Source organism: Solibacillus faecavium (assembly GCF_014836905.1).
In the GTDB taxonomy this organism is placed as follows: domain Bacteria; phylum Bacillota; class Bacilli; order Bacillales_A; family Planococcaceae; genus Solibacillus; species Solibacillus faecavium.
The window spans coordinates 86,314-113,232 of sequence record NZ_JACSPZ010000011.1; the positions used below are offsets into that span (position 1 = coordinate 86,314).

At 35.1% G+C, this 26,919-nt stretch carries 27 protein-coding genes and 1 tRNA gene; 22 read left to right on the forward strand and 6 right to left on the reverse strand.

The window, feature by feature from the left end:
* Positions 1–199 precede the first annotated feature (199 nt).
* The 3 genes from H9635_RS17345 to H9635_RS17355 form a co-directional block, all read right to left on the reverse strand.
* Positions 200–622: a hypothetical protein gene (locus H9635_RS17345; RefSeq protein ID WP_191701563.1), complete on the reverse strand. Its 423-nt coding sequence runs from the start codon at positions 620–622 to the stop codon at positions 200–202.
* A gap of 52 nt (positions 623–674) precedes the next feature.
* Positions 675–1,205: a DUF6241 domain-containing protein gene (locus tag H9635_RS17350; RefSeq protein WP_191701564.1), complete on the reverse strand. Its 531-nt coding sequence runs from the start codon at positions 1,203–1,205 to the stop codon at positions 675–677.
* A gap of 302 nt (positions 1,206–1,507) precedes the next feature.
* Positions 1,508–2,536, reverse strand: coding sequence for a PTS transporter subunit IIC (locus H9635_RS17355; RefSeq protein WP_191701565.1), 1,029 nt, complete (start codon positions 2,534–2,536; stop codon positions 1,508–1,510).
* 494 nt (positions 2,537–3,030) lie between these two features.
* On the opposite strand from H9635_RS17355, the gene H9635_RS17360 reads away from it, so the two are divergent.
* The gene (locus H9635_RS17360; RefSeq protein WP_191701566.1) at positions 3,031–3,369 is read left to right on the forward strand and encodes a hypothetical protein; all 339 of its coding nucleotides are present in this window, start codon (positions 3,031–3,033) and stop codon (positions 3,367–3,369) included.
* Positions 3,370–3,501: 132 nt separating this feature from the next.
* A complete protein-coding gene (locus tag H9635_RS17365) occupies positions 3,502–3,714 on the forward strand; it encodes a bacteriocin immunity protein (RefSeq protein ID WP_191701602.1) in 213 nt (70 codons plus the stop codon).
* 453 nt (positions 3,715–4,167) lie between these two features.
* Here H9635_RS17365 and H9635_RS17370 read toward each other — a convergent pair whose 3' ends face one another.
* Complete coding sequence (locus H9635_RS17370) at positions 4,168–4,530, reverse strand: hypothetical protein (RefSeq protein WP_191701567.1); 363 nt, start codon at positions 4,528–4,530, stop codon at positions 4,168–4,170.
* A gap of 1,395 nt (positions 4,531–5,925) precedes the next feature.
* On the opposite strand from H9635_RS17370, the gene H9635_RS17375 reads away from it, so the two are divergent.
* From H9635_RS17375 to H9635_RS17425, 11 genes are all read left to right on the forward strand, one after another.
* Positions 5,926–6,123: a helix-turn-helix domain-containing protein gene (locus H9635_RS17375; protein ID WP_191701568.1), complete on the forward strand. Its 198-nt coding sequence runs from the start codon at positions 5,926–5,928 to the stop codon at positions 6,121–6,123.
* 85 nt (positions 6,124–6,208) lie between these two features.
* The gene (locus tag H9635_RS17380) at positions 6,209–7,342 is read left to right on the forward strand and encodes a site-specific integrase (protein WP_191701569.1); all 1,134 of its coding nucleotides are present in this window, start codon (positions 6,209–6,211) and stop codon (positions 7,340–7,342) included.
* Between the two features lie 705 nt (positions 7,343–8,047).
* On the forward strand, positions 8,048–10,285 hold the full coding sequence (locus H9635_RS17385) for an immunoglobulin domain-containing protein (protein ID WP_191701570.1): 2,238 nt from the start codon (positions 8,048–8,050) through the stop codon (positions 10,283–10,285).
* 251 nt (positions 10,286–10,536) lie between these two features.
* Entirely contained in the window at positions 10,537–11,370 is an 834-nt protein-coding gene (locus tag H9635_RS17390; protein WP_191701571.1) for a hypothetical protein, read from the forward strand.
* Between the two features lie 1,338 nt (positions 11,371–12,708).
* Positions 12,709–14,235, forward strand: coding sequence for a spore germination protein (locus H9635_RS17395; RefSeq protein ID WP_318245229.1), 1,527 nt, complete (start codon positions 12,709–12,711; stop codon positions 14,233–14,235).
* 38 nt (positions 14,236–14,273) lie between these two features.
* Positions 14,274–15,362 (forward strand): GerAB/ArcD/ProY family transporter, encoded by a 1,089-nt coding sequence (locus H9635_RS17400; protein ID WP_191701572.1) that lies wholly within the window; start codon positions 14,274–14,276, stop codon positions 15,360–15,362.
* Entirely contained in the window at positions 15,359–16,537 is a 1,179-nt protein-coding gene (locus H9635_RS17405; RefSeq protein WP_191701573.1) for a Ger(x)C family spore germination protein, read from the forward strand. The genes H9635_RS17400 and H9635_RS17405 overlap by 4 nt, the downstream gene beginning before the upstream one ends.
* Positions 16,537–16,761, forward strand: coding sequence for a hypothetical protein (locus tag H9635_RS17410; protein ID WP_191701574.1), 225 nt, complete (start codon positions 16,537–16,539; stop codon positions 16,759–16,761). The genes H9635_RS17405 and H9635_RS17410 overlap by 1 nt, the downstream gene beginning before the upstream one ends.
* Before the next feature lie 395 nt (positions 16,762–17,156).
* On the forward strand, positions 17,157–17,321 hold the full coding sequence (locus tag H9635_RS17415) for an aspartyl-phosphate phosphatase Spo0E family protein (RefSeq protein ID WP_191701575.1): 165 nt from the start codon (positions 17,157–17,159) through the stop codon (positions 17,319–17,321).
* A gap of 142 nt (positions 17,322–17,463) precedes the next feature.
* Positions 17,464–17,766, forward strand: a complete 303-nt coding sequence (locus H9635_RS17420; RefSeq protein WP_191701576.1) for a hypothetical protein — start codon at positions 17,464–17,466, stop codon at positions 17,764–17,766.
* Positions 17,767–17,889: 123 nt separating this feature from the next.
* The gene (locus H9635_RS17425) at positions 17,890–18,930 is read left to right on the forward strand and encodes an AAA family ATPase (RefSeq protein WP_191701577.1); all 1,041 of its coding nucleotides are present in this window, start codon (positions 17,890–17,892) and stop codon (positions 18,928–18,930) included.
* Positions 18,931–19,164: 234 nt separating this feature from the next.
* On the opposite strand, the gene H9635_RS17430 is transcribed toward H9635_RS17425, so the two are convergent.
* Positions 19,165–19,237 (reverse strand) — tRNA-Val (locus tag H9635_RS17430).
* Between the two features lie 440 nt (positions 19,238–19,677).
* On the opposite strand from H9635_RS17430, the gene H9635_RS17435 reads away from it, so the two are divergent.
* Positions 19,678–20,808 carry a serine hydrolase domain-containing protein gene (locus H9635_RS17435; protein WP_191701578.1) on the forward strand — a complete coding sequence of 377 codons (1,131 nt, stop codon included), beginning with the start codon at positions 19,678–19,680 and terminating at the stop codon, positions 20,806–20,808.
* 629 nt (positions 20,809–21,437) lie between these two features.
* Here H9635_RS17435 and H9635_RS17440 read toward each other — a convergent pair.
* The gene (locus tag H9635_RS17440) at positions 21,438–21,659 is read right to left on the reverse strand and encodes a hypothetical protein (protein WP_191701579.1); all 222 of its coding nucleotides are present in this window, start codon (positions 21,657–21,659) and stop codon (positions 21,438–21,440) included.
* Between the two features lie 170 nt (positions 21,660–21,829).
* Between H9635_RS17440 and H9635_RS17445 the strand changes: the two genes are divergently transcribed.
* From H9635_RS17445 to H9635_RS17480, 8 genes are all read left to right on the forward strand, one after another.
* Positions 21,830–23,092 carry a M48 family metallopeptidase gene (locus H9635_RS17445; protein ID WP_191701580.1) on the forward strand — a complete coding sequence of 421 codons (1,263 nt, stop codon included), beginning with the start codon at positions 21,830–21,832 and terminating at the stop codon, positions 23,090–23,092.
* Positions 23,093–23,277: 185 nt separating this feature from the next.
* Complete coding sequence (locus tag H9635_RS17450) at positions 23,278–24,231, forward strand: phosphotransferase enzyme family protein (RefSeq protein ID WP_191701581.1); 954 nt, start codon at positions 23,278–23,280, stop codon at positions 24,229–24,231.
* 12 nt (positions 24,232–24,243) lie between these two features.
* Positions 24,244–24,813 (forward strand): nucleotidyltransferase domain-containing protein, encoded by a 570-nt coding sequence (locus H9635_RS17455; RefSeq protein WP_191701582.1) that lies wholly within the window; start codon positions 24,244–24,246, stop codon positions 24,811–24,813.
* Between the two features lie 42 nt (positions 24,814–24,855).
* Positions 24,856–25,398, forward strand: coding sequence for a DJ-1/PfpI family protein (locus H9635_RS17460; RefSeq protein WP_191701583.1), 543 nt, complete (start codon positions 24,856–24,858; stop codon positions 25,396–25,398).
* A 29-nt stretch (positions 25,399–25,427) separates the two neighbouring features.
* Complete coding sequence (locus H9635_RS17465; protein ID WP_191701584.1) at positions 25,428–26,027, forward strand: protein kinase; 600 nt, start codon at positions 25,428–25,430, stop codon at positions 26,025–26,027.
* 32 nt (positions 26,028–26,059) lie between these two features.
* A complete protein-coding gene (locus H9635_RS17470) occupies positions 26,060–26,254 on the forward strand; it encodes a DUF6366 family protein (protein WP_191701585.1) in 195 nt (64 codons plus the stop codon).
* Between the two features lie 55 nt (positions 26,255–26,309).
* A complete protein-coding gene (locus tag H9635_RS17475; RefSeq protein WP_191701586.1) occupies positions 26,310–26,522 on the forward strand; it encodes a hypothetical protein in 213 nt (70 codons plus the stop codon).
* Positions 26,497–26,880 carry a DUF3139 domain-containing protein gene (locus H9635_RS17480; protein WP_191701587.1) on the forward strand — a complete coding sequence of 128 codons (384 nt, stop codon included), beginning with the start codon at positions 26,497–26,499 and terminating at the stop codon, positions 26,878–26,880. Before H9635_RS17475 ends, H9635_RS17480 begins: the two co-directional genes overlap by 26 nt.
* Positions 26,881–26,919 lie beyond the last annotated feature (39 nt).

Sequence of the window (26,919 nt, forward strand, 5' to 3'; positions counted from 1 at the left end):
TCCCCCTTAATCATCAAAAGTGGTTAGGTCTAATGTACATAAATTCGGATAACGTAATTATTAGGTAAAACATTAATACTCCCAAAGTGGTAGAGGAGAATGATCTTGAAATGCTTGTTTCACTAAAGCATTCGTTAGTTGAAGATCATAAATAATAACCAAATTAATAAGAGATGATTGCCCTCATAATAAACAATAATTATTCTTCTAAATGTTTTAGGTCATGTAAATCAGATGTACTCCAGCCTCGTTGGGTAATGTCATTTTTATTACTGACGAAATATTTATATTCCACTAGTCGTTCATTATCAAATATTACGCCTATATAATATGGATTCAGGTGTTTATAACCGTCCTCCCGATGGGGCACCGTCCTAAAACCCCAAGTTTCTCCAGGGTACTGTTCTTCCAAATATATCTGTAGATAACCTACTTTTTTTTCGATTTGCATATCAATCCAATAGGGACGTACAAAATAAAAAATACCAAAAGAAACTAAAAATAAAATAGCCAATCCCTGACTAGCTTTTCTCCATCTTCCTTTCAAAATAATAGAAACTAATAGAATAACAAGTAAAATCCCACCAACTATAATCAATTCAATTAGTTCAGTTGGATGCAATGAATATCCCCCTTTTTATTGAATCAGTTAGTTCACATTCTAAGCAGCTTTATCATTGTTCTTTAAAATAATAATCAAGGTAAGCTTTTTCTTCAACAGGAGAAAGCAGATCATAAGCTATCCCAACGTTTCCGTCTTGAAGCTCCCAAATTGCGTTATGGTCCTCAACTGCTTTAGAAAAATCACCTTCTACCCATCTGCTTAATATATCTATATAAATCTGACCCCATTCATACTTTTCTTTGTTCATTTCCGCTATTTCAAGCAAACGTTCAATGCGTTCTTTCGTAATCATATGAACGCCCCATTTCTGGTCTGCTTTTACTTTTTGGTGAGACATAGCATGTATTACTTCTTGCAATTGAAATTCTAACATTCCATCTGGGAAAAATTCGATTAAATCAAGCTTTTGGTCCTCTGGCATATCTTTCTCAGGAGTTTGAAATCCTTTTTCAATTTGTTCCCGAGCCTCTTCAATTTCTTGTTCCGTTGGCTGTTTTAAATAAGCATCTAAATAATAAATTCCAACTGCAAGGACTAGAACACCTATAATAATTCCTAGAATGATTAGTGTTTTCTTCATTTAATATACTCCATTAACCCACGTGCAACAGCTAGCTCTACGTCCTCATTTTCACTCGCTAGATCTATAATAAATTCATTAATCACTGCATATTTTACTTCTTCAGTAATTTCAACCACTCCTTACTTTGGTAATTTACTACCAATATAATTGTAAGATGATTTGAAACAGCTTACAAGACCAAAAGAAAAACAGCTCCCAACTGCTAGTTCTTAAAATTATTTTCATTAAAGTAATTCATAAAAAAATCCATTACTTCTGTATTAGTTTTACAGAAGTAATGGAGTATAAAGCTTTAATCTTTATTGGATTTCCAAACGTAAATCACCCGTCTTAGCTAGTCCTTTAGCTTTTAGGAAATGATAAACAGTAACAGAAATGATCGCTGGTAAAATGACGCCTAATACAATATACATTATTAAAACCATCACACCTTGGTTAGCAAGAATATTTAAAGGTGCAATAAATGAGTTTAGACCAAGTCCAGCTAATGTATAAGGAACTTCAAAGTTAAACATTAATATCGCGATTGGCGCACAAATGATGGAGGATAGAAATGGTCCTATAACAAGAAGTGGGTTTTTAACGAGATTTGGCAATTGTACTTTTGGTGTTAAAAATGATTGGGCAATATTGGCACCTAATTCGTTTTGTTTATAAGACATCGCCGTAAATCCGGCAAACTGAGCTGTACATCCAATCAGTGCAGCGGCACTCGAAACTGGGTCAAGTTGTAAGGCAATAGCAATTGCTGCAGAAGAGGCTGGAGACATCAGGAAAATACTCCAGACTAGTGCGATAATTATGGAACCTATCACAGGAGATCCTGAAACAGAGTTTGCGATAAATCTACTTAACTGCTCCAAAAGTGGGGTAGTAACTGCTGCTAATACTACACCCGAGACACCTCCGATTAATATAGCTGAAAATGGAATAGCCAACATATCTAACTTCGTTTTACCAGCAATGCGCTTTCCAACCCAAACAGCAATAATGGTAGCTAACACGGCACTTATCGGTTGCCCTGTAGTAAGAATCCAGGCTCCATCTGCATTCATATGAAGGGCATTTGCACCGATCGTACTAGATGCCATCGCACTGAAAATAACTAATGTATTTCCACCAAGTTGATAAGCGATACCAGCACCAATTGCAGGCGCAAGCATAAGTTGTGCTGCCTTACCGATAGTTGTAAAGCCTTCCCAACCAGTAAAAGTTCCGAACGTTTCAATCAGAAGGCCAATACCTAATGTGACAAGAACTGCGTTTGCAAGCCCTTGAGACCCTTTATACATCCTATCAATAATGTATTGTTTTGTCGTTTGTTTCATTTTCAAATACCTCCTAAAATATAACATTAATTATATTATGAATTTTCCGAAAATAACAAACCCATGAATGGATAGGTTACTTACGAATAGAAATAAGCTCTGTTTGCTTGATTAACTACTTTGTTTAAATCCTTTCCTCTAGTAAATTGTTATAATATTAATATAATTTAAAAAAGTAGTCAATATTATTCTGGTATAATAATGATGAAGTAAAGCAAAGATCTAATGACATCTTGGGATTTAGCATTTTGGTTAGCAAGCGTAAATTTATAATGTTAAGGATAAATCGGTACTCTTATACTCTATATATAAATCAAGGCCTAATCACAAATAGGGACATCAGTTGATAATGAGTTAGCTAAAGTATTTGGTGAATCATTACAATTTTTTGGGAAGTATTGGTCGTGGGAAGAAGTGATTTATGGTAGCTTAAGAACAAGGCTAACAATGAATGTGCTTACAGGTTTATACAAAGAATAGGAGGAGACGAATTAATGCTTGAGGAGAAGCAAAAACAACATACTAAATGGTTCTTAGATGGAGATTTAAAATTACGACAACAAGATCTTGAAGATGGAAGAATAGGTATTTGGGTTTCAGTTCATAAATTTAACGTTTGTTTTACCATGATTATGTATGATTTTATTGATTGGTGTAGGGAGTTGGATATAAATTTAGAAGTTGATATGGGTTGGAATAACCATAGGGGCTTTGTAATTGAGAGTAAGGATTTAGTGTTGTTAAGGTCAGAAATAAAAAGGTTCATAGACATATACAATATAAAGCCTACTGAAGATGGCGAGAAATTTTCTGACGATGAGTGGTATTCATAATATAATGTGAATGTTTTTAAGAGATAATCAATAGTTACTAAGGATATAGGTAAAGACTTAAGAAATGCACCAAAATATTTTAGGCCCTGCTTATCATTTTGGGGAGAAATAGAAGTGGAGAAGGTGGAAAAAATGAGAAAAAAGTTATCTAAAGATGAATTAGTTGGACTAGTAAATAAAATATGTAATCCTAAGCTGTCTGATGAAGAAGTAAGCGGATATATAGAAATTTTAGAAGACAATGTTCCTCATCCAGCCCCTAGTGACTTAATTTTTTGGAATGAAGAGGATTTATCACCAGAAGAAGTAGTGGAGATTGCCTTAGCGTATGAAGAAGAAAAATAATTATATTTAGAACATGTATCAGGAGAACCTTGAATGGCTATATGCCTTCAAGGGTTCTTTTTTGTAGGTTTGAAACCCCTCTGCTGTACAGGGGATTCCGGAAAGCTTTTAGCTATGGACAATAAAAAAACTCCAATCGTACAATATAGTTAGGTCTGGACAACCGACTACATACGAAAGGAGCTATAAAAAAGGGTTTTGTTTAGTGTACTCAAATGGATGTTAATTTTCATGCATTTTTGCATTATGTAATACGAATAGCCAAATATCCGGAAGTATTCTGGATAGTTAGCTATATTGCACACGTAGTAAAAAATCGCAATTAAAAAAATTGTAAAAGCTGTCCACAAGAGCAGTCTATTTTAGAAATAGGATTAGTCTACTATCTATAATACAGTATATTTTTTGTAATCATATTAATCCCGTACCCTAAAATCAACTGAAATAGATGGTTTAAGCCTTTGCATTATGATTGCCAAGAATATTGATTTCAATCGGTTCGCTATCAACGTAGACTAATAACGGTTTATTTCCTATGATGTAACCTGAAACAACTTTAATTCCATCTTTTCTTAGTGTAATCTTTATTTCGCAATTAATATCTATTTCGTTTTCGCTAATAAAAGTAGCGTGTAATATCAGGTCTAAATTTTCAAAATCAAATATGTGCGATTTAAATAAATTTAATAATTTACTCGGGATATTGAATTTATTTAACATCTTTCCATCAATGTAGTACTTACCTTCACCACAAACCTCAAAGTTATTCAGATTACCCTCATATATTAAGTCTTGTTTTTCGTCAAAAACAACCATTTTTCGGTTATTCTATTGGTAATATATGTTAAAATTATTTTTATGAAATGTGAAGGGGTTGGTGTCATGGTGCATAAAAAGAAGTATTTTATTATCTTCGTACCAGTGTTAATAATAGGCTTACTTTTAATATACTATTTTACGGCAAATGAGCTTACTTATCTAATGTTAATTCCTCTGATTGCTTGGTTCATTTATTATGCTTGGATATATATCGAAAAAAGATTAAAAAACAAAACTTAATTATTTTATTTGATTGATAAAGCATAAATAATAACGTTCCCAAATGACACTTAGGGAACCAATCCCCCTTATTCAATTGAATAGGGAAATTTTGGCTGTTTGTGAACAATAAGTACACAAACTATGCTTTGGGTGCGTTTATATATTCAACAACTTTTATTAAGAAATAACGTCTATGTAGGAAATAGTATAAGTTGAGGTGATATTATGCGGTATTTATTCCATAAAACAACGCTTTTCATTATGGGTTTTTTATCATTCTGTTTAATAGTGATTGGGTTTCTATTACAAACGATTCTTATACCTTTACAAGATTTCGATTCTATAAGTAAACCAGAGCTATTAGAACTTCAAAAAGAACTTGCATTAAACTATCCTTTAGGAACAGGTTTGCTTTATCTTGGAATATTTCTGATGATTTTAGTTATTATTCTTTTCATTATGAAGTTTATAAATAAAAAATAACAATTAAAAATCAGACGCATAACTATTCAGACTCAATGAAATAAACGTTCCCAAATCAAAGTTTGGGAATACATCAGAAAGCCAGAGATATTGTTAAATCAACGTTTATGGCTTTTTGTATGTAATATTGTTTATACGCGGTTTTATGTATTTTTCTACAAACCTAGTTCCAATAACAGTTTGAGCGTGTTTTTGGAAATGCTGCGTCATGGGTTTTCTTGCATAAAATCATGCATATCCTTATCGTTGTAAATCCGCATTTTTCGAAGTAACCCCATTTAGAGTAAAATATTTCATAAAAAAACGCTTAGAAATAATCTGAGCATTTTTAATCACCATTTATATAGAGAATTTACTGTCTAAATATAATGCTAAATTAGAGTTACATTTACATTATTTTTAATATTTTTCTCCTCATCAACCGAACCCGTTAGGTGAGATGTTTACTTTAGAATTCGGCAACAATTTTGTGGTCACGACTACAGGTATTTTTAGAATAACTTACTCTATCAAAAATAATTAAAAAAAGTACTTAGAATAGGAAAAATATTAGGATATAATCTTTTCAAATTAAATATTAAATTCCATTACTAAGCGAAAACCGCAGGGAATATAACCACTTCATTTATGTTGGTGGTTATGTTCATCTGCGGTTTTTTCTTTTTCGAAAGGAGTGACATGTAAACAATGCATAAAAGTCTTGAAGATTATCCAGTGATTTTGACTGCTGAACATATAGCCGAAATTTTAATGGTTTCCAAACCAACTGCTTATGAATTGATGGAACAGACTTCATTTCCATTGATTCGAATTGGTCGTTGCAAACGAGTTTTAAAGGATAAATTTTTTGATTGGCTTTCACAGCAACAGGCGTGTGGCTTATAAAACAGGAAGCAAGTGGTCAAAATGAAAGTAGATCACTTGCTTACCTTTATTAATACACAAGATTAAATGGAGGTTAGCAATAATAATGCAAGGCAGTGTGAAAAAGAGAGGAAATACCGATCAGTATGTAGTTGATATTGGAAGAGATCCTTTTACTGGTAAGCGTAAACAAAAAACAAAAGGTGGTTTCAAACGCAAAAAAGATGCACAAGCAGCTCTTAACAAAGTGCTTCAGGAAATTGATGCACAAGGTTATGTAGAACCAAGTAAGGAAATTTTCGCTTCTTTTATTGAAAGTTGGTTTAAATCTCACTTTGAAAAACGGATTAAAGAAACAACGGCATCTAATGCTCAATCTTTAATCAATAAACATTTAATAAGAGAGAACCCGTTTGCAAATAAACCTTTATCGAAAATTACGACAGAGGATATTGATGCTTTTTATAATTTTAAAATTAATGAAGAGTATAGTTCGAGTTATATTCATAAGATGCATCAAATTTTAAATCAAGCATTCAATCAAGCGGTTAAATGGAAGAGAATTAAATACAATCCAGTTAACGACGCTGATCCGCCTGCTGTGAAAAAAGAAGAAATGAAAATTTGGTCTTATGATGAAATCAATACGTTTCTTGAACACTGTAAAGGAGAAAGACATTATTTAACTTTCTTACTTGCCATTTATACTGGATTGAGAAGAGGCGAGATTTTAGGATTAAAATGGAGCGATGTTGATTTTATTAATAAAACGATTCATGTCCAACGTTCGTTAGCTTATATTCCGAAAAAGGGTTATATTTTAACGTCAACTAAGACGCGAAAATCGAATCGAATCATTCCAATTTCAGATATGGTTGTGAAAGCCTTAGTTAACCATCGCAAACAACAAGAAATTTGGAAAGAACAACTTGGTGAACAATATCAGGAGGAAGATCTTGTGATATGTACGGAAACTGGATCAAAACAAGATCCACGAAATGTGTTACGAGCATTAAAAAGACTGATTACCACTTCTGGCGTAACACAAATTCGCTTCCATGATTTTCGTCATACACACGCATCCATTTTAATTTCTAATAGTATTGATGTTGTGAAGGTGTCAAAACGCTTAGGTCATCCGAATGCTAGAATCACGTTAGAAACATATGCTCATCTCGTTCCAAATGAAGATAATGATTTAGCAGATGTTTTTGAAAAAGCACTGGAAAAAATCTCGTGAGCATTTTGTGAGCATGGCTTGAAATTCGTGGTTCTGGACTGAAACTGTTCCAAAAGAAAAAGCCAACAAACGCTGTTATAACAACGTTTGTTGGCTTACTAAACTGATGGTCCCGACTGGTCTCGAACCAGCGACCCCCACCTTGTCGAATTTATCCGGCTAAATAAAACGAGTTAAATTAAATTCAATTAAGTTAAATAAGCCTGATTTAATAAGGTTTTTAAGAGAGGATAAATTAATTCATTTAAATAAATAAGCACAAAAAAATAATTCTGCGGACAAATTGCGGATGAGTAAACAAGTGGTTTGTATTACTCTTTTTTTATTTATCTGTATTATCTGTTTTAGAAAATTGTGTTGTCATATCAAACCAACAGGGATTTTTTAACATCAGTAACTATTTATAAATGTAAAAAAGCTGATTTGTTTTACGTTAGTCCTAGGGCATTCACATCCTAGTTAATTTAGTTTCGTTGCTTAAATTATGCCGAATTGGGTAAGTGCTCATTCTTATTGTTTGAAATCCTAGATATCGAAGTGATTGAAATTAACGTGAATAGGACTAAACAAAAATAATATTATACAGTAATAATATTGGCTATTAATGTTAGATGATGTATTATAATGGAAATGTAAAATTGCAACTTGAGAATTGAACAGAAGATTAGTAAGTTTTTATTGAAATATTGGAAAGGAGGAATAGAAATGAACGATAAGGCATTAAAGAAAATAACTTTGCTACTAGTAGTTTTATTCTTAACGTTTGGTACCATGATTCCAAATAAGAATTGGGTACAAGCAGCTAGTGGTACTCCACCAAAGGTAATCAATATTAATCGAAATTTACCTCTTGATGAAAAAACAAATGCAACAAGTATTACTTATCTAGTAACATTCAGTGAAAGTGTAACGGGAGTTGATTCCGATGACTTCATATTAACAACAACAGGGAATGCATCTGGTCGTATCGCATCAGTGGTTGGAGGCGGAACAATCTTTCAAGTAATGGTTAACGACATAACAGGTGTGGGAACACTTCGATTGGATTTAAAACCTTCTGGAACAGGGATAGTTAATGGAGATGGACTTGCGATTGCAACAGGTTATACAGTGGGACAAGTCTATACCGTAGGAACAGCACCAACAATTATAACGCAGCCAAGTAATCAAACGATAACAGCAGGAGGCAGTGCAACCTTTACGGTTACAGCAACTGGCGATGCAACATTAAGCTATCAATGGCAAAAAGGTGGAATAAATATTGTAGGAGCAACAAGTGCTAGTTTAACAATTAATAATTTACAGACAAGTGACGCTGGTGACTATACGGTAGTAGTGACAAACGAAATAGGAAACGTAACATCGAATGCGGCAACATTATCTATCAAGCCCGCGACAGTCGCACCAACAATTACAACGCAACCAAGTGATAAAACAATAACTGTGGGAGGCGGTGCAATATTTACTGTTACAGCAACTGGCGATGCACCATTAAACTATCAATGGAAAAAAGGTGGAGTGGATATCGCAGGGGGAGCAAGCGCAAGCTTGACAATTAACAATGTGCAAATAAGTGATGCAGGCAGTTATACGGTAGTCGTAACAAACGCAGTAGGAAATGTAACGTCGAATACGGCAACATTAACAGTTACGCCAGTCCCAGTCGCACTGGAAATTACAACACAGCCAAGTAATCAAATGATAATAGCAGGAGGCAGTGCAACATTTACTGTTACAGCAACAAGTGATACATCTTTAAGCTATCAGTGGAAAAAAGATGGAGCAGATATTGTAGGGGCAACAAGGGCGAGCTTGACAATTAACAATGTGCAAGCGGGTGATGCAGGCATTTATGCGGTCGTAGTAACAAACGCAGTTGGAAATGCAACATCGAATGCGGCAACATTAACTGTTATGCCAGCCCCGACACCAGTTGATCCAACACCGGGTAATGGTGACGTGGAAGTAGAGCCAACGCAACCAGCGCCAGTTAATCCGACACCAACAGTGCCGACACAACCAACACCATCTGTTCCAGCACCAACAGATACAGTAACACCACCGGCTGATAACACTGAAACAACACCGCCTTTAGAAGTACCTACTGAAACGCCAAGTGTGGAACAAGACATTTTAAAATTAGTCAAGTTAGATTTACCGGTTGGATTAGTTGAAGGTTCAGTAACGATAACAATTAATAAAGAAACAGGGAATTTAGTCATTACCAGTACAGAATTAAATAATACGAGAGCAGCTACAATTACAATTCCGGTTCTTACTGAAAATGCTAATAAGATATTAAAAATCCGTACTGCAAATGGTTTAGAAGCTGTAGCCTATACAATTAAAGACGGTAAGATCGTTGTGCAATTGCATAAAGCTGGTGAATTAGTATTCGTTGATGCGAACATAGATTTAACTGATATTAGCAACAATCAATTCCGTTCAGACATTGAAATGTTAGCACAACGCGGTATCTTCACAGGAGATAACGGCAAATTTAATCCAACTGCAAACATGACACGTGCTCAGTTTGCAGGAACATTAGTCCGCGCACTAGGTTTAAATGAAACAGCTACAAGCTTTGCTGATGTTAATTCAAGTACTTGGTATGCGGGAAGTGCAGGTGCATTAGCTGATTTAGGTTTGATGAATGGTGAAAGTGGTGCATTCAATCCGGGCGGAAAAATCACACGTCAACAAATGTTTGCGGTATTAAGTAACCTTTTAGAAGCAAAAGGTATTGAAGCGTCTAATGATTTAACAGGTGATTTCAAGGATGCTTCAAAAGTATCTGATTATGCGAAACCACATGTATCAATTCTGATTGAAATTGGTGCAGTAAGTGGCGATAATGGCTTATTAAAGCCACAAGAAAACGTAACAAAAGGTCAAATGGCCAAAGTGTTAGCGAAAGTTCTAGCAAAAGTAGAAGCACTTTAATAAACAAAAAATGCGAGCTCTTTATAGGGTTCGCATTTCCTTATATTAGCAGACTTTTTTCACAACACTATCCCAAGTAACACTAAATAATTTGAAAAAAACTGCGGACAAATCCAAGTACCTCCGTCCTTCCTACTATAGTATTGATTCTCTCCACAATGTATTTGACTATTTCCTTATGTTTTATTAATTTCAAATAATTTATAATATGAAGACGTAATAAAATCTAGTTGAAAAAGGAGCTAAATGGATTGAAATTCTTTCGCAATAATTTGTATGAAAAACTTCTCGTACAATGCAAGCCTCAACTCATTCTTTTTCTAATGTTGACTTTATTTTTATTATCAGCTTGTAACTCAGAAAACGGCACAACAGCACCTGAAGAAAATAGCGAGCCAAACACTACTGAAACATCTCCAGAAAACACCGAATCGACAAAACCTACGAATGATGAAACATCAACAAATTTTGAAACACCACAACAGTGCAACACGATTAAATTTGAGAAGGATGCTCTTATTAACGGCGGTGAGCTCGCCCATTGTATGATGGAAACAATGCTGGCAGTAAAAACCGGATCACAATTTGCACAAACTTCTACCGAATCCTCAAATGTCGATTTTAAATTTGATCCACAATATTCGATGCATGTGGAAAATGAAGATATGAGTATTATTATTCATGAAAATACAGGTTGGTTGAAACAGGAAGGGCAATGGATTGAAGAGGATGATACATCTGAAGATATGGATGTCATACTTGCAACAAATACAATCAAATTGACAAGAGTTTTTTCTCATCCGTACATGATTACGCAATATTTAGCAGCTGTATCGCAATGGAAAGTGATTGAGTTTGGAGAAGTACCTGATAATAAGGCATTTGTTAAAACAGCTTGGCAACTTGTCCCAGAAGGCCCTGTCAACTTAGAAGGCATGACACTTTCAGATGTTGAGCTATGGATTACTGATGAATATTTAGGTGCATACTACGTTTCTACTGGTAATATTGCAGGCATTTCTGAAACAACTAGTAATACATTCACACAATGGGGTGAGCCCATTACAATTCCAGAACCATTTTAATTCATAGTTTAGACCACTCACTATTCATTTTGAGTGGTTTTTCTTTGATATGAAGAAATTAATTTAATAAAATTTATCACTAGTGTCGTATTAAAATAATTTAACGTCATAAATAAAACTGAATTTCCTGTAATGTTTTTCGTGCAGAAAAAAGCTTGGGACACGTCGGGTGGTAAGACGGATTCGCTTGAAAAGGTTTTTATTTTGAGTGAATGAAGCTGAATGGTATAGCTGATGGAGGAATTTGCTCTTTGTCCATTTATCCGGTGCAGGGGAATAAGATGGTTTTATGATATCTGGGAGCAACTATCCTGATGGTTATCCAGACTTTACTAAATATGCACATCCAACTGTTAAGCCAGTAGTAACTTAAATTGCAAGCTCAACCAACCGAGACGGGCTAACTGATATCCAATTTCAATCAAATCAATTGATAGCCTTAACCTCGTGAAACTGTGGAGGATAACGATACAATAATAGACACGGGGATAGAAGTTGTTAAAGGAGACGGAACAGGTGTTTTTGATGCAGGTGAAGATTTCGTGACAGGCCTGTGGGATACAATCACAAATCCAAAAATCCAGGTGTAAGAATGAAAGACTCTCAAAATGGAAAAGCCCGCAACCGTTGTTATACCAACGTTTACAGGCTTTTAAAATGATGGTCTCGACAAGTCTCGAACTTGCGACCCCCACCTTGTCGAATTTATCCGGCTAAATAAACCGAGTTAAATTAAATTCAATTAAGTTAAATAAGCCTGATTTAATAAGGTTTTTAAGAGAGGATAAATTAATTCAGTTAAATAAAATAAGTACAAAAAAATAATTCTGCGGACAAATTGCGGACAAAAGAGTAAACAAGTGGTTTGTATTACTCTTATTTTGTTTTTCTGTATTAACTGTATTATAAGTTTTGTATCTATATAGGTAGGGGTCTCTATATAAGCTATTACAAACAGATGAACTTTTAATGTAACTCAATATTCAAAAGTAATCAGTTCTGTTAAATCATTAATTTTCACCGCAAGGATATAAGTACTTAAATTTGACCTTTGCTTTATTCAACAAACGGGCCATATTGTGGAGCAACTTTTTTTCTAATTGAGGGTTTCCTAAGAGCGTTGTCCCCCAACAGCGCCCGATGGTTGAAAATCATTAACCAATCCTTATTTAATCATCAGATATAAATAGTTAACTCCTCATTTCTTTTTAATTAATAAAATCACTACAACACAACACAGTATTTTTATTTGATCTTTGATTCTTCTTCCTTATCGCCGGTGTGTATATTTTTGTTTTGTCTAGGTTAGATTTAAAGTAATGTTCGACGGAAATTGAGGTGATTTATATTAGATCGCGTTCTTTAAAGAAAGAGGAAAAGGATTCCGTATCCCAGGACATCCCATTATCAAAGAAGCTTGAAGATAACATAAATTTTTTCTCCGCTCTATACAAGGATAGTCCGGATGTAGTTTTTTGTTCTTTTATTGCCGGAAAGAACGAGGTAGCCGTTATTTATATAGAAGGATTAAGCGATACCCAAAAGCTTGAAGATCAGGTACTTGAAACATTATTGAATGAAAAAGAGTTCGATGAAACAAACATGCTTCTTTCTATTAAACACCGATTGCCGATTGCAAATATAGATAAAGTTTCCACATATGTAGCCTGTGTCGAGGCAATTGCAGGCGGAAACCCCCTTCTGCTTTTGAACGGGTCAGAGGAAGCTTTAGCCTTGGGGCTAGTAAAATTTGAAAAGCGTTCGATTGAGGAACCCCAAGCCGAAACTGCCATTCGAGGGTCAAGAGAAGGTTTCACCGAATCACTTGGTACCAATACTTCTTTAGTACGACGCATCATTAAAGACCCGGCACTGAAAATGAGAAGCGTCACTGTCGGCAAATATACGAAGACAAAGGTCGCGATTGCTTATATTGAGGGGTTAGCAGATAAAACCTTACTTGAGGAAATAGAAAATCGGCTTAACCGCATTGATATTGATGGGGTGCTGGAAAGCGGGTACATCGAACAATTTATTGAAGAAAGTACCTATTCGCCTTTTCCGCAAGTATTGTATACGGAACGGCCAGATGTAGTTTGCGCTAACTTACTGGAAGGCCGAGCCGTTTTAATGATTGAGGGCACACCTTTTGCATTAATAGTACCTGTGAGTTTCTTTAGTCTTTTTCAGTCTCAGGAAGATTATTACGAACGATTTTGGATTGGGACTTTCATCCGAACTCTCCGGTTTCTTTTTTTAATAATCGCCTTGTTCCTCCCTTCTGTTTATGTCGCTATTACGACGTTTCATCAGGAAATGGTTCCAACGGATTTACTGCTAAGTATTGCATCTTCCAGAGAAAGTGTCCCTTTTCCTGCCCTTGTAGAAGTAATTATCATGGAGATCGCCTTTGAAGCATTACGTGAAGCTGGAATACGTCTTCCTAAACAGGTTGGTTCTGCTGTTAGTATTGTTGGTGCACTTGTGATTGGACAGGCAGCGGTTCAAGCAGGGATTGTTTCTGCCCCTATGATTATTGTGGTCAGTATCACCGGAATCGCCTCTTTCATGGTCCCTCGTTATTCGGTTGGGCTTGCCATTCGTCTCTTAAGGTTCCCTATCATACTTTTAGCAGGCGTATTAGGATTAGTTGGAGTGATGCTTGCATTTATTATGCTCATTATACATTTATCCACATTAAGATCATTTGGCATTCCGTATTTAAGCCCGGTCAACACACTGCAAAAACATCCGTTGAGAGATACAATTCTACGTTCACCTTTATGGAAAATGAACAAGCGCCCCCACTTAACGGGTGATTTTAATGAAACGAGACAAGGAACGAATTTAAAACCAGGTCCTTAATGATAAAGACTACAATAAGATGGTGGTGAAGTATTTTGTTGGAAAAAGGAAGAATCTCAAGCCTTCAGATGGAAATTTTAATCGTTCCGACTATAATCGCGACCGGTATATTATCAATTCCATCCGTAGCCGCCAAATTCGCCCTACATGATATGTGGATGACACCAATCGCAGGTTCTTTTTTAGGTTTTCTAACGGTGTTCATTGCTTGGAAGCTCCATCAACTATTTCCGAAGATGACCCCTGTTCAATATAGTGAAGAGATTTTGGGGAAGCTGTTAGGAAAGATATTCGGCTTTTTTCTAATTTCCTTTTATATCCACAATACGGGGATCATAGTCAGACAGTATTCCGACTTCATTACTAATAATGTACTGCTAGAAACACCTACCCTCTTAATTTCCGTCACAATTGTTTTAGTCAGTGCACTGGCCGTGCGTGGGGGAATTGAAGTGATTGCCAGGGCTGCTGTTATTTGCACGGCACTTTATCTAAGCACAGCAATATCACTTCTTTTTCTGATTAAGGATATTGATATCACTTATATGCTTCCGATTTTAGAGAATGGACTACTTCCTGTCATGAAGGGCGGCTTTATACATCAAGCATGGTTTAGTGAGTTTTTTCTTCTAGCCTTTATTTTCCCTTTCATAAAGAACTCTAAAGAGAGTTTGAAATCCGGGATGAGGGCTTCCTTCTACGTTATGCTAATGCTGTTATACGTTAACTTTTTTGTTCTCACTTTTTTAGGAGTGTCATCTGCCAATCAATTTTATCCAGTATACTCAATTGTCCGTGCCATTAACGTATTAGGATTTTTCGAGAACTTTGAAGTGATTATCATGGCTTCCTGGGTTCTGGGGAGCTTTGTTAAAATAGCCATATTTTTATATGTATCCAGCTTAGGGCTTGCGCAGTTATTTCGACTTTCAGATTATCGGCTGATTGTGTTTCCTCTAAGCGTATTTATAATTTTCTTTAGTTATTGGGACATTCCAAATTTAGTAGTTTTGGTAGACTATATGTCCACTATTATGCCTTTTTATTTTGTACTTGTTCAGACTATTCTGCCGTTGATTTTACTGCTGATTGCTTATGCACGAAGAAAAAGAAGTGAAAGCGGTTGAAGAAAAACTATCTTATTTTAATTTTTTTATTTATCCTTCCCCTCCTCTCTGGTTGTTGGAGTAGAGTGGAATTGCAGGACTTAGGAATTATTACTGCTACTGCAATAGATTACTTAGATGATGGAAAAACTAGAGTGTCAGTCCAAATATTTATCCCTCGTACAATCACAACGGGTCAAGGTGGCGAGGATCCTAGTGCAGGCTCCACATTTGTTCGAGAAGGGACAGGAGATAATCTTGCCACTGCTATTTCCAATTTACAAGAACATGTCCCGAGAAGACTCTTCTGGGGGCAATGTAAAATCTATATTTTTGGGGAGGAACTTGCCAAGAAAGGGATTCGCAATGAAATAGACTTTCTGGTTCGTCATCCTAGTCCTCGTGTAAATTCTTTTCTATTTGTAAGTGAAGGAGATGCAATGGAGATGCTGACGTTGGTTCCTCCTTTAGAAAGATACTCTGGCGAGGCGCTTAGAAAATTGGCAGAGGAAGAATCCAGTATCAAAACAACGTTAAGAGATGTCGATATGGCTTTAATGGGAACTAGTGAAAGTGTTTCAATGCCCTATATTAAAAAGCTTGAATCAGTAGAACAAGCAAAAAAACCTCATGAAACAATACCAGTTATTCACGGGGCCGCCATTTTCAAAAAAGATCTAATGGCAGGAACGTTGAATGAAGAGGAGGCCCGCGGCTTACTTTGGCTAAAAGACGAGGTAAAGAGGAGTACAATCTCAATTAAGCTTGAAGGGGAAGACGGGGAAATTGCAATGACACCAACATCCGGTAAGGTTAAATTCAGTCCCGAAATTGCAGGTGGTAACTGGATAATGAATCTCCATATTGGAATTAGCGGAGACATTGTTCAAAATGAAACGCATTTAAATCTTATGAACAAAGATGTCATCAAAACCATCGAAAAAGAGTACGAAACAGGTTTAAGGGAACGAATATCCAAGACGATTGAACAGCTCCAACAAGAGTTCCATGTAGATGCGGCAAATTTCGGGAGACGGTTTCATCAAAAATATCCAAAGGAATGGAATAAAGTTAAAGACAATTGGGATGAAAAATACCCTGAAATTGAGATAAAAATTCTTGTTAAGGCAAAAATAAAAGGACCGGGTTATATTGGTCCCCCTGCTGCACTTCCAAGAAATGAGGTGGAAGAATAATGCAATTAGATTGGATGACGATATTTATCATACAAGTTTGTATTTGGTCCATTGTCTTATATGATTGGAAGCGGCTAAAGAAAGCACCTAAAACGGATAAAATTACAGTTTCCGTAATCTTAATGTTGTCAATTATTCTGTCCTTTATTAATCTTGAAAATATGCCCGGACCCATTACTGTTCTTCGATATTTATTTGATCCTTTAGCTAAAATAATGCAGTAAAGGGTCGACTTTCCGTTGTATGATGTCGATGTTCTAAGCCGGCATTTATTCGAGGATAAAAGAAGTGTATAATACGAGTTCGGTTAAGAAGGGAAAAACAACAAATCATATAGGAATTCGCATTGATTTTATGAATTATTTTAAAAATAGCAACTGAATTCACTCAGTTGCTATTTTTTATTAAACTCGTCCTAATTAATAAATTGACAGATTATTGTTTAATTAAGAAAACTATATTTTATAGTAATATTATTTACATTTAACTATTAATTGTTACGAATAATTTAAATTTTAAAGTTCCCTTTCAATTCTGCACTTTAATGATTTAGAATATTAAAGTAAAAAATCATTTTTTTAAAAATTAGTAAAATAAAACTAAATAAGGGAAAAAACAGATGAAAATTTTAATATTAAAAATAATATTAAAGATAAGAATTGAAGTAAAAAGAAAACAAATGTATAAAAAAGCAAAGGATTTAGGGTTTACACACCCAGAAGTAGTAAATTACAGTCAAGAATTGGATGAATTACTTAATAAATATTCTAGTACTGTGGATTGATTAAATGTTGATTCCTAGTAATGTATCTTTGACTATATTGTGAGGCATAAAACCCGCTGAAAATCCTACGTTAATTTATCCTAAAAAAGAGAAGAAAATTGCGAATCAAGAAGATGAAATTGATAAAGGCGTTAATTATCGGTTGATTTCACCGGGTGAAAACTCTAGATTATGGGAGCAGTTTCACAAAGATAATATAATTGCTATTGGTAGGGACTATTTAGGTGTTATAAAGAACTATAGTTTAAAAGAAGCTGTTGAACGAAGAATAGCAGAGCAAAGAGCAGATGGGGTGCGTCCTGTTCATGATACAAAGGCTGTGTGGGATTTCTATAGCGACATTAAAATAGGCGACATCATATATGTGAAAGAGGGAATAAAAAAAATTCTCGCACGCGGAGTTGTTACGGGAGATTACTACTTCGCTTATGAAGCTTCAGAGTAAAAACATAGAAGAACAGTAAAGTGGCTTCAAGTCGGAAAGTGGGAGCTACATCAGACTTTTGCTCAAAAAAAGTTAACATGTTTAAATAATTATCCAAATTTTATTCAAGAAATAGACAAAGTAATGAATGAAGATTTTATTGATCCAAAAATTGCTGAAGTAAATGAGTTTCAAAATTGGTTATCCAATCAAGTTACAGATACAGGAGCTAGCTTAAACGATAAAACAGTGAAGCAAAAAGTAAATGCATTAAAGGAAATAGAACGCCATTTTGAAGCTGCCATTTTTGGTGAATCAGATATTGAGCAACTGAAACTGTTAAAAGATATCGTTGTATCAGATGATTCCTACAAAAAATATAAAGGCGTTTCAGGCAGTTCAATTGATTACTACATTCGTTTTATTGAATCTAAACCTACTGTACAAGAAAATGAAAATTTTACAATGGATGATTTTCTTTCGGCTGTATTTATTGATAAGAAGGAGCTTGTACGTTTAATTTCTCTACTTGAAAATAAGAAGAATCTTATTTTGAAAGGGGCACCGGGAGTAGGTAAAACGTTTATTGCTAAAAGTTTAGCGTATGTCATGATGGAAGAGAAGGATGAAACTCGTATCCATATGGTTCAGTTCCACCAAAGCTATAGTTATGAGGACTTCATTGAGGGGTTCCGCCCAAAAGCTGAAGGGGATGGATTTGAACTGAAACAAGGTCCGTTTGTGAAGTTTGCTAGAAAAGCAGCACGAGATCCAGAACGAGATTACTTTTTTGTTATTGATGAAATTAATCGCGGGAATATGAGTAAAATATTCGGGGAATTAATGATGCTAATCGAAGCGGATAAGCGAGGCGAGCAAATCAATCTTCTTTATTCTAACGAGAAGTTTTCTGTACCTTCAAATTTATATATCATTGGAATGATGAATACGGCAGATAGAAGTTTAGCTTTATTAGACTATGCACTTAGAAGAAGGTTTTCATTTTTTGAAATTAAACCGGCCTTTTATAATAACAAGTTTAAATCGTATGTGAACCAATTAAATAATCCAGAAGCTTTAATTTGTGTTATTGATGAAATTAAAAGTTTAAATAATCAAATTGCAGAAGAGTTAGGAACAGGTTTTCAAATTGGGCATAGCTACTTCGTAGGGGATGTAAGTTAGGTCACGCCAACCCTAAAATCACATTAGAGTTCTATGCACACCTATTACCAAATGCAGATAATGACATTGCAGACATTTTTCACAATGCTATCCAAAGTAACACTAAATAATTGGAAAAAATCTTGCGGACAAATTGCGGACAAATCCTAGAATTCAAGCGTAAGGTAGTTGGTCTTCCAAAAAGAAAAAGCCCATAAACGTTGATATACCAACGTTTACGGGCACTTGAAATAATGGTCTCGACAAGTCTCGAACTTGCGACCCCCACCTTGTCGAGGTGGTGCTCTCCCAGCTGAGCTACAAGACCTTAATAAGATACAAAAAACAATTATATCTATGTTCTTGTAAATTATACCATAAAATTATGTTGGAGGTATTAAAAGGAGGCTTATTTTGTGGTTTTTTTTTACTATCTGAAGAGTTAGGTGATAAAAGTACATACCAACTGTTACATAATCGCATCCCTTCATGCTCAGTGATTGCTAAATTTCAAACATCTCAACCGCCATTGAAATCAGTTTATTCTGAATACATAGTGCAATTTTTTCCGAAACGAACGAATGTTAAATCAATGGCAATGGAACAATGTAGTAAAGTGGATCCAGGACTGAAATTTATTTCTGAACATAATATGAAGGCTTGTCTACTTTTTGATAATAAATCATATATTGAATAGTCGACATTAGAATTTTCAACTTTGTAGCTAATGGAAAGAGATTAAAAAATGAGATGAAGGGTGATTGAAATATGGATAAATTTCAGAAATTAAAAGATTTTATGGATACTGTACCGCAACTAGGGCTTTCTGGTATTGATTGCATCATTTATCGTGAACATGAGGAGATTTTTCGATATGATGCTGGTTATTCGGATATTGAGAATCAAGTTCCTATGCAACCCAATGCATTGTATAACATCTATTCGGCAACTAAATTAGTCACATGTATTGCGACATTACAATTAGTTGAAGACGGGAAAATATTATTGACTGATCCCTTGTATATGTATCTACCTGAATTTAAAGAGATGTATGTTAAAAGTGGAACATTTATTATTACACCTGCAACAAAGCATATAAGAATAGCTGATTTATTAACGATGACAGCGGGCTTAAGTTATGAAAGGGATACGCCGCAACTTCGAAAACTTTTTGAAGAGAAAGGATTGGATTTTAATACAAGAGAGTTTGTAGAGACACTTGCAAAAGAGCCTCTGTTATTTGAACCAGGCGAAGGTTGGAATTATAGTTTTTGTCATGATGTTTTAGCTGCGGTAATTGAAGTTGTAACAGGTAAAAGCTTCGGAGCGTATTTAGAAGAAAAGATTTTTAAGCCATTAGGGATGAAGACAACTGGTTTTTCTGTTGCAGAAGAAAAGAAAATTAATATTGCTCCACAATATGAGTATAATCCAATAACAGAAAAGTTAAGACGAATTAGCAGCGATTGTGTAGGAGTAATTGGTTTGAGGCATGAGAGTGGAGGCGGTGGGCTAATTACTACTCTTGAAGATTACATTTTATTTGCAGATGCATTGGCCTGTGGGGGAGTTGGCAAATATGGGGAACGCATTATTAGTGTAAATTCCATTAATTTAATGAGAACAAATCAATTAGAAGGCAAAAGTTATTTAGACTACAAAAAAATGATACCAGCTGAAGGAGTTGGTTATGGTCTAGGTGTATCAGTAGTAATGGATGCGGCCAAGGCATTTCGTTTAGTACCTGACAATTCTTTTTCTTGGGGTGGGTTAGGAGGAGTTCATGTTTTTATAGATCCTACAAACAAAATTTCTTATTTTGTTGCTCAACATTGTCTTCGTAGCCCAAAACATTTAATAGAACCAAAAATGCTAAATATTTTATATGGAGCGCTTTGAGATATTCTGATTGGATATACGGGGGAGTACATTGAATTGCATAAAGAAGATATAATGCATATTCGTGAAATAGAAAAGCTACAATTTGTTGACTACGATGTATGGGCACACAATCATTTAAAATAATATTTAGTATTTGTAGTAATGACTCAGGATGTATAAACTACATGAACTGACGGAGGCATTAGTAAAACAAGCACAGTAAATTACAAAAAACGCTCAGAATAAACTATTGAGCGTTTATGCTTGCCTTCTATATTGCCTATTTACTATTAAAAACTATGTTAATTGTTTTGTTATTTACATTTTTATTTTGGGGTTTTCTCCTCATCGACCGAACCCGTTATCTTTTTTTTGCTATTTTTTGAATTAGCTAAAGAATGACCTAAAGATGATTGTATAGAGTGAAATAAAATAGAAAAGAATTAAAGTGTACATAATAAATGCGCTCAGACGATTTTTTTAACGAGATGGCGGTTAATCTCATCTCGATTCGTCTGAGCGTATTTAAAATTATAGAGTTTTTCTATATTTATATAATGCTTCTATTGCTGATGCTTACCTTTCGCAAGCCCAGCCATCTTTATCGTAATAGCATGCAGGTATTTATCCACGCTGTTTCCTAAATATTAACGTTTTTTCTTTTTATCATCTTTTAGTAATGCTTGCTTCTTATCTATCTTTTCCAGGGCTACATGGACTTGATATTTATTGTCTTCGAGTTGAACAACATTGACTACTTTTCCTTTACGGCCTTTTATCTTGAGATTTTCATCAACCTCGGGTATACGTTCTAAACATTGACTTAGTACAGGTGTGTTGTTTTCTAAATAATGAATAGCAAATTGCATATTTATGGGCTCCTTATAAACTCAAATATAATTTTGAGTGAATTTTTTTCAATTTATGATGATTTCGGAGCGTATAGAACTGACTAAAAAGAAGATAGACAAACTATTTAGAAATGATTTCTCCACTTCAATAATAAGATAGGGTAACGAATGAATTGAGGTGTGAAGAAATGACGAAAAAATGGGGTTTAATGGCTGTTGCTGCATTTGGTCTGTATGCGGCCGCGATGTATTTTTATATTTTTCATGGCCAAAATAGCGGAATACCAGATGTTCTTCAAGGATCGGCAGCGGATCCAAGTACTTTTCTTACTACGCAGGAGTTGTTATTAAGTGAAGAGTTATCAAAGATAAGAAATTTCCTCTTCTTTGTAGCAGGGCCGTTGGAATGGCTGCTTTATTTTGCTATTTTGATTACTGGAATGTCCCGGGTGTTTGAAAAATGGAGTTCTGTACAGTTTAAATGGTCCTTGTTTAGAACAGGCATGTATGTATTTTTACTCTCGTTAGTATTGTTCATCCTACGATTCCCACTGGATTTTTATCAGTATACGGTGAGCAAAAGCTATGGTATTAGTACTCAGTTTTTTTCCTCCTGGATGCGGGATAATGTAATTGATTTTTGGCTTGATTTTGGGATGTCGGTGATTACGGTGTCGGTTCTCTATTGGCTTATTAAAAAAAGTCCGAAGAGATGGTGGTTCTATACTTGGGCGTTAACTGTTCCATTTTCAATTTTCCTTATGTTCATCCAACCCGTCGTGATTGACCCGATCTATAATGATTTTTATCCATTAAAGGATAAAGAATTGGAGACGAAGATTCTTTCACTTGCAGAGCAGGCGGACATTCCTTCAGACCATGTGTATGAAGTGAATATGTCGGAAAAGACGAATGCTTTAAATGCGTATGTGACAGGGATTGGCGAAAATTCTAGAATTGTACTGTGGGATACGACATTAGACCGGTTAACGCATGATGAGATTCTCTTTATAATGGCGCATGAGATGGGTCATTACTTGTTAAAAGATATTTATATTAACATCGCTGTCTATTTGTTCATGACGTTTATAGGGCTTTGGTTAATTGCAAAAATAATGCCTCGGATGATTAATCGTTATGGATCGATTTTAAAAGTTAAGAAATTAAGTAATATTAGCTCATTGCCATTGTTTTTATTGATTTCATCATTCCTTTTATTCTTCTCAAATCCATTGTCAAATGCGGTTTCACGTTATCAGGAGGTTCGGGCCGATGAATATGCAATGGAGCTCGTGGAAAATCCCGAAGCAGCGATTTTAACGTTTCAACAGTTGACGAAAGCTGGACTTGGCGAAGTAAACCCGTCCACACTGGTCAAATGGTTCCGCTACTCCCATCCGCCGATGTTAGAAAGAATCAATAAAGTAGCCGAACAAGCTGACGAAGAATAGAATAATTTGGGCGCTTCAAAACCCTGTAAATCAAGGGTTTGGGGCGTTTTTTCTTTTTCTGGTGAATTAGCGCGAATGCTGGATTTTATTGAACAAAACCTATCATCATAAATGGGTTATGTTATTATTTACATATTAGTTCTAATAATTAGAATAGAATGAAAATTACTATGGGGGAAAGCTTTATGGAACAAAAAATACTAGAATTGCTCAACGGAATTTATCCAGTGGATTTGATTAAATTGGAAGCCGTTACAAATGAAATGTATCGGTGTACCGGAGCACAAGGCGAATATTTTGCAAGGATTACAAACTACAAAGGGTATGATGAACAAGTAGAAGAGGTTGCCTATACAAACTTCCTACATAAAGCAGGACTAGGTGTGTCACCAACAATCCTTTCAATAAATGGTCAAGAGGTAGAAAAAATCACCATTAATAATAAGGAAGTTTTAACAGTGCTTTATGAATCGGCTCCTGGTAAGCATTTATCAAGAAAAGAATGGGATGCCGATGTATTAAAAGCTTTAGGCCGGCAAATCGGCAAATTACATCGTCTCTCGAGAAAGTTTGAAGAGACTTATCCGACACGCTACATCAACGATTGGCATCAAAATGAGGAGTACGCTTTCTTGAAGTATATTCCTGAGGAAGAAACTGCGATTAGAGAGGTTGCGCAGGAGATTTTAACAAAGATTAAAAACCTTCCGAAGGACAAGGCCAATTATGGGTTGTTACACGGTGATTTATGGTTAGAGAATGTAGTAGTAGATCGTGATTTAAAACTGACAATGGTTGATTTTCAGGATTGTGAGAAGCATTTTTATGCTTTTGATTTAGCTGTTCCTATTTATAGTGCGATTGAGTATTCATTTGTCGGTGGTGGCAACATCCTGGAATATGGAAGAAGTATAACGAAAGCAATCATCGAGGGCTACAAAGAGGAAAATGATATCGCGAACGAAATGCTAGAAAAAATCCCTTTATTTATAAAACTTAAAGAAGTGTTTGAGTATAGCTTAATGCATATGTACTGGAACAAAGAAAAGTTAACCGAAGAACAGATTCGAATTATGAATCATTTTAGGATACGAATTGAAAATAACTACAATTTGTTGGATATAGATGGTTTGTTTTAGGGGGGTACTTCGATGTCATTTGAGCAATGCCAATATGTAAATGCTTTAATGGGGAAATTCAGTAAAACATGGTTCGTCGCCGGTGGATGGGCGATTGACCTTTATATAGGGGAAGAAACAAGGGAACATAAGGATATTGAAATGGCTATATTTCGAAAAGACCAACTACATTTAAAAAGATATTTAAATGACTGGGATTTTAAGCAGGTGAAAAAAGGTAAATTTTATGATTGGGGAAATGAATTTTTAGAGCTACCGGTTCATGAAATACATGCTACTCATAAGTTAAATGGAGAGAGAATGGAAGTTCTTCTTAATGAAACAGTGGAGAATGACTGGAAATTTAGACGTGATTTAAGAATTCATGCGCCACTCAATTCAATTTGGAGCGTTTCTGAAACCGGCATTCCCTATTTAAATCCTGAAATTGTTCTATTATATAAAGCGAAGAATACAAGAGAAAAAGACCATCAGGATTTTTTCATAATAAAGGACTTGCTTAATAATAAGCAGAAACAATGGCTACGAAATGCACTTGAACTGCACGAACCAGAACATAAGTGGCTTGAATTATTAATTTAATAATTTGGCGCGGTACTAAAATAATGAATGGAGATAACTATAGTGAATAAAACAGCCATAATGTTATATCCGCAATTCAGCGAATATGAATTAAGTGTCGCGCTATCGATTTTAATGCAAGGGAACAAATCCATTATAACGGTGGGGTTGAACAACCAACCTATTAGGGGAGAGTCTGGATTAACTTGTGTAGCTGACACCACGATTAGTGAAATTAATATTGAAGAGATTGATAGTATCGTGTTACCGGGTTGTTTGGATATTGAACCGCTTCTAGATGAAGAGGGTTTAGATAAGTTTTTAAAGCAAGTCGTTTCATCAGAAACAATCGTTGCCAGTATATCAAGTTCTCCGTATTTTTTGGCAAAAGCGGGATTGCTGACAGGGAAGAAATATACAGTGGGGTTACCGATGGAAGCGATTGAAAAGCTAGGCGTTTTTGAGAAGGAAAATTACTGCCCTGATTTAGTCGTACAGGATGGCAATATGATTACAGCACGAGGAAGTGGGTTTATTAAATTCGGCGTTTGTTTAGGAAAGGCATTAAACCTCGAATTCGATGAAAGCTGGTATCAAGAAACATAAAAAATACATAATGATTTGGTGATGATGAGATGGATATTTCCAATGTAGTAGAAAATATTGATGATATGTTAAAAAGCGCGGAAATGATTGGTATCGGTTCAACACGAAAAGTTTATCGTTACGAAAACCTTGTCTTCAAAACTTTTTTACACCCGATTGGATACGCTCAAAGCAAAAATGAACATGAAATATATAAAACATTGGAAATGAAATGGTTAGAAAAACATATCGCACCGATTCTTTTTATAAATGAAAAATATTTGATTCAGCCTTTTTATGAGCAGCTCCCTTTAAATAATCACTGCTCCTACGATCTTGATTTAGAGATGGATCCAAGAATGACAGAAGATTTAAAAGCTGCTCTTCGTGTATTTGATCAAGAACTAGATGGCTTTGATTTTAAAGATGGTGGCAATTATGGTTTGAATGAAGAGGGGCACCTCGTTTTAATTGATTATGGCATGACGAAAACATTATATGAAGAACAATGGGTTCCATTAGCTGAAGCGGGTACGCTACCTCAAATTCGATTTGAAAAATGTCAGGTGTGTAATATTGAAAAGGAGCTTCGGATGTATGGAGAAAATGACACCGATCTGCGTTGTGTAGCTTGTGGTAAAGATTATTAATAAATGGTAGATCTTTGATGGAGGTGTACTCAGTGAATAATAATAATGAAACTCCCCAAGCACGAAGAGAGCGATTGAGACAGGAAGAATTAAAGCGAAACCCATCTGCTAGTATGCATGGTGGAGGGTTTCAGGATTTGATTGGAGATTTGGGTTGGAAAGGTACAGGGTTACTCTTTCTTATAATAGTCATTGCTATTGTTATCTATTTAGCATTTTTCAACTAAAGAAGATTATAGGTAAGGTGTAATTTTGAATAATCGAATCTTAAAGGGGATGCCTATGAAAATTTATTGGGTTTTAGTTGGAATATTTTTTCTAGCTTGGATTGCAATTTCACATCAATATCCTGAACCGAGTTGGTGGTCCATCTTTAATGCGGATCGCTCAACACATACACCTCTCATGGAGCATGTCTCATTAATTAAAGTATCGATTACACTCATCATTTTTGGGGGAGTGGCTTACCTTGTACAGCGGTTTATTTCAGTTTGATGGGGGGGGGATGTCCAGACGTTTTAGAGTAATTTTATATATCGCTATTATAGTTTTAGCATTAATATTCGCTCGGTTTATTTATATTGAAGTAAATAAAAGTATTTATAAAAATAGGGTATCGAATTATTTGATTACGGAAATGGGATACGATGAAGATGAAATAGCCAAAGTTGAAGGGGTTTATGGGTTCAAAATGCCTAAATTTTATGCAACCGTGGTTTTTAAAAATGAACCGTACGTTGAATATCTTTATTTTGCACATGGCAGTGTATTACAGTTCGAGTATCAGATTATTGATCCTCAGTACAAGAATTTATCTCAGGATGAATTGAAAAATTATGACCCGAGATTCTAGTGGCAATTTTTTTGTGAAATAAATAAGGGAAGTTTTTAC

Coding starts and splice junctions, on each gene's coding strand:
- H9635_RS17350 (WP_191701564.1), bottom strand. CDS start 1,205: ATGAAGAAAACACTAATCATTCTAGGAATTATTATAGGTGTTCTAGTC.
- H9635_RS17355 (WP_191701565.1), bottom strand. CDS start 2,536: ATGAAACAAACGACAAAACAATACATTATTGATAGGATGTATAAAGGG.
- H9635_RS17360 (WP_191701566.1), top strand. CDS start 3,031: ATGCTTGAGGAGAAGCAAAAACAACATACTAAATGGTTCTTAGATGGA.
- H9635_RS17365 (WP_191701602.1), top strand. CDS start 3,502: ATGAGAAAAAAGTTATCTAAAGATGAATTAGTTGGACTAGTAAATAAA.
- H9635_RS17370 (WP_191701567.1), bottom strand. CDS start 4,530: ATGGTTGTTTTTGACGAAAAACAAGACTTAATATATGAGGGTAATCTG.
- H9635_RS17375 (WP_191701568.1), top strand. CDS start 5,926: ATGCATAAAAGTCTTGAAGATTATCCAGTGATTTTGACTGCTGAACAT.
- H9635_RS17380 (WP_191701569.1), top strand. CDS start 6,209: ATGCAAGGCAGTGTGAAAAAGAGAGGAAATACCGATCAGTATGTAGTT.
- H9635_RS17385 (WP_191701570.1), top strand. CDS start 8,048: ATGAACGATAAGGCATTAAAGAAAATAACTTTGCTACTAGTAGTTTTA.
- H9635_RS17410 (WP_191701574.1), top strand. CDS start 16,537: ATGCAATTAGATTGGATGACGATATTTATCATACAAGTTTGTATTTGG.
- H9635_RS17415 (WP_191701575.1), top strand. CDS start 17,157: ATGAAAATTTTAATATTAAAAATAATATTAAAGATAAGAATTGAAGTA.
- H9635_RS17425 (WP_191701577.1), top strand. CDS start 17,890: ATGAATGAAGATTTTATTGATCCAAAAATTGCTGAAGTAAATGAGTTT.
- H9635_RS17435 (WP_191701578.1), top strand. CDS start 19,678: ATGGATAAATTTCAGAAATTAAAAGATTTTATGGATACTGTACCGCAA.
- H9635_RS17440 (WP_191701579.1), bottom strand. CDS start 21,659: ATGCAATTTGCTATTCATTATTTAGAAAACAACACACCTGTACTAAGT.
- H9635_RS17445 (WP_191701580.1), top strand. CDS start 21,830: ATGACGAAAAAATGGGGTTTAATGGCTGTTGCTGCATTTGGTCTGTAT.
- H9635_RS17450 (WP_191701581.1), top strand. CDS start 23,278: ATGGAACAAAAAATACTAGAATTGCTCAACGGAATTTATCCAGTGGAT.
- H9635_RS17455 (WP_191701582.1), top strand. CDS start 24,244: ATGTCATTTGAGCAATGCCAATATGTAAATGCTTTAATGGGGAAATTC.
- H9635_RS17465 (WP_191701584.1), top strand. CDS start 25,428: ATGGATATTTCCAATGTAGTAGAAAATATTGATGATATGTTAAAAAGC.
- H9635_RS17475 (WP_191701586.1), top strand. CDS start 26,310: ATGAAAATTTATTGGGTTTTAGTTGGAATATTTTTTCTAGCTTGGATT.